The sequence below is a fragment of the Paraburkholderia sp. RL18-085-BIA-A genome (assembly GCF_046027075.1).
Classification (GTDB): Bacteria; Pseudomonadota; Gammaproteobacteria; order Burkholderiales; family Burkholderiaceae; genus Paraburkholderia.
Genome location: NZ_JARESU010000471.1, coordinates 1 through 1,065, shown reverse-complemented (window position 1 = coordinate 1,065; position 1,065 = coordinate 1). Strand labels below are relative to the sequence as shown.

2 protein-coding genes are annotated in these 1,065 nt (G+C 62.6%); both read left to right on the top strand.

Features of this window, described 5'->3' with window-relative positions; translation table 11 throughout:
- A partial coding sequence (locus P0D89_RS53305) for an AMP-binding enzyme (RefSeq protein WP_408371264.1) occupies positions 1-325 on the top strand: 325 nt, incomplete at its 5' end.
- Positions 326-461: 136 nt separating this feature from the next.
- Positions 462-1,065: MFS transporter (locus P0D89_RS53300; protein WP_408379696.1), on the top strand; the 604-nt coding region annotated here is incomplete at its 3' end.

The following is a 1,065-nucleotide window of genomic DNA, read 5'->3' as shown; positions in this document are numbered from 1 at the left end:
AATCAAGTCGGGTGGCGAATGGATCGGCTCAATCGACCTGGAGAATATCGCGATGGCGCACCCGTCGGTTTCTCAGGCAGCGTGCATTGCCGCGAAACACGCGAAGTGGGACGAGCGTCCATTGCTGATCGTCGTCAGGAAACGGCAAGCGGATTTGACGCGGGAAGAACTACTCGCTTTTTATGAAGGCAAGATCGCGAAATGGTGGACGCCTGATGACGTGATCTTCGTCGACGCGATCCCATTGGGGGCTACGGGCAAGGTCCAGAAAAACCGTCTGCGGGACCAGTTTGGCGATCATCTGATGGCCAGGGCTACGAACTGAGCGTTGTGTGGAATCGATCCAGTCGTGTCGATGAGGCCGACGGGGAAAACGTAAGCGCGCGATTCAACCTGCCGCACCATCACCACAAGGAAGCCCCATGGCCACGTTACAGCCCGAGATTGGCACGGTCCCCCTCATGAATGCCGATACGGGCCTGCCGCTTCCGCAGCGCTTCTGGGGGATCGTCTTCGTCTCACTGGGCACGATACTCGCCGTGCTCGACGGTGCGATCGCCAACGTCGCGTTGCCGACCATCGCGCGCGACCTGCATGCATCCGACGCCGCGTCGATCTGGATCGTCAACGCATATCAGATCGCCATCACGATCACGCTGCTGCCGCTCGCGTCGCTTGGCGATCGCGTCGGCTACCGGCGCATCTACATCGCCGGCCTCGCGCTGTTCACCGTCGCGTCGCTCGGCTGCGCACTCGCCAGCTCGCTGCCGACACTCACAGTGATGCGCGTGATCCAGGGGCTCGGCGCATCGGGCATTATGAGCGTCACCGCGGCGCTCGTTCGGACAATCTATCCGTCGTCGATGCTTGGCCGGGGCGTGTCGGTCAATGCGATGGTGGTCGCACTGTCGTTTGCGATCGGGCCAACGGTCGCGTCCGCAGTGCTGTCAGTCGCATCATGGCCGTGGCTTTTCGCGATCAACGTGCCGATCGGCATCGCGGCGGTGCTCGGCGGCCTGCGCGCGCTGCCCGCCAATCCGCTGCACGACGCGCCGTACGATGTCT